The sequence below is a fragment of the Pantoea sp. Morm genome (assembly GCF_016643525.1).
Classification (GTDB): Bacteria; Pseudomonadota; Gammaproteobacteria; order Enterobacterales; family Enterobacteriaceae; genus Pantoea; species Pantoea dispersa.
This window is the reverse complement of record NZ_VOQX01000243.1, coordinates 1-1,525: the sequence shown is the minus strand read 5'-3', so window position 1 is coordinate 1,525 and position 1,525 is coordinate 1. Positions and strand designations below refer to the sequence as shown.

The window sequence follows — 1,525 nt, the reverse complement described above, 5'->3', positions numbered from 1 at the left end:
GTTTCCATACGGGATCGATGTGCGGATTGCGCACAAACCACGCCATCGCCGCGCCAATAATAAAGCCACCGACCAGATTAACGATCAGCGTACCTGGCGGCAGGTTGGGGAATAACGTATTGAAACGCAAAGAGATAAGCCAGCGCAGCGTGCAACCGATGGCACCACCGATCATGACCGCGAACAGCGACTTCAGCATAGTCTGGAGCTCCTGAATTGAGATACGCGCAGGGCCGCGGCAGGACAGAAACTACACCTGACACACCGCCGTCTCCCGCGCAGGGATAAGCAAGTTGTCAGGCGTCATCAGCCGTCTGTAACCAGAGGGCGGTTGGGTAAGGTGGCACGCCATCACCTTAGAGGCACGATAATACGCTGGCGCGGCGGAGGTGACAATATTCACCTGCTGTCAGCATATCGTCGGGGACGATTATGTTTTACCGTGGCAGACATCATCAGCAAGGAGATTCCGATGCGTACCCTGATTTTTGATACTGATATCGGCGTGGATGACGCCTTTGCGCTGGCGTATGCGGCGCGCACGCAGCGGCTGCTGGGCATCACCACGGTATTTGGCAATGTCGCGGTTGGCCAGGCGGTAAAAAACGCCCGGCTGTTCTGTGCAAAGATGAACATCTGCGCACCGGTGTATCGTGGCTGTTCGCGTCCGCTGGCGCTGGCCCCTTCCGCACCGGCCACCCTGCACGGCGCAGACGGTCTCGGCGATGCCTTCGATAACCCCTATAGCGATGCCGCCGACAGCGCGGTGCAGTTCATCATTGATAGCGTACGCGCGCAGCCGCACGTGATTACCCTGGTAGCAATCGGGCCGCTGACCAACATCGCCTGCGCCATCAACCAGGCGCCAGACATCATTCCGCTGGTGAAAGAGCTGGTGATCATGGGCGGTGCGTTTGGCACCGACGGCCACGCCGGCAACGTGACGCCGTTCGCCGAGTTCAATATCTGGAAAGATCCGCATGCCGCCGATCAGGTACTGGCCTCGGCGCTGCCGGTGGTGATGCTGCCGCTGGATGTGACGCACAAGGTGCTGATCAGTGGAGAGGAAGTGCGCCAGCTGAATCAGCCGGTGTTGAGTGCCATCTGCCGGCCTTATCTGGCTTATAGCCTGCAAAAAGAAGGATTTGATGGCATGGCGCTGCACGATACCCTGACGCTGTCGTGGCTGGCGCTGCCGCAGGCGTTCAGCGTGACGACAGCGCCGGTGCGCGTGGTGACCGAAGGCATCAGCCGCGGCCAGACGCTGCAGCGCGTGAGCACCCTCGCCTCGCGCGACGATCCGTTCGCCGGCCTGCGCGCCCAGCGGTTGTGTCTGGGCGTCGACGCCGAGGCGGTACGGCAACATTTTTTTGCTACGCTGCGCGCCTGACACGCTCTCTAGCGGGCGAAATGGATGACGCCTTTGATCAGCTCAGGGTTGTTGATCACCCCGGGCTCAAAAGTCTCGGCCAGCGTCGAGAAGTCGTAATGGCGGTTGAGCATCATATCGGCCCGCAGCTGACCG

General features: G+C 60.5%; 2 protein-coding genes, 1 pseudogene and 1 riboswitch. Of the genes and pseudogenes, 1 reads left to right on the top strand and 2 read right to left on the bottom strand.

Annotated features, from left to right (window positions below; translation table 11 throughout):
- Nucleotides 1–199 (bottom strand): CrcB family protein (locus FT726_RS27255; RefSeq protein WP_346303235.1); only part of this gene is annotated, 199 nt, incomplete at its 3' end.
- Between the two features lie 91 nt (nucleotides 200–290).
- A riboswitch (Fluoride riboswitch) is annotated at nucleotides 291–365 on the bottom strand.
- Between the two features lie 107 nt (nucleotides 366–472).
- On the opposite strand from FT726_RS27255, the gene FT726_RS27250 reads away from it, so the two are divergent.
- A complete protein-coding gene (locus tag FT726_RS27250) occupies nucleotides 473–1,390 on the top strand; it encodes a nucleoside hydrolase (RefSeq protein WP_288424313.1) in 918 nt (305 codons plus the stop codon).
- 8 nt (nucleotides 1,391–1,398) lie between these two features.
- On the opposite strand, the pseudogene FT726_RS27245 reads toward FT726_RS27250, so the two are convergent.
- Nucleotides 1,399–1,525 (bottom strand): annotated as a pseudogene (locus tag FT726_RS27245) (galactonate oxidoreductase); the annotation flags it as partial.

Coding starts and splice junctions, on each gene's coding strand:
- FT726_RS27250 (WP_288424313.1), top strand. CDS start 473: ATGCGTACCCTGATTTTTGATACTGATATCGGCGTGGATGACGCCTTT.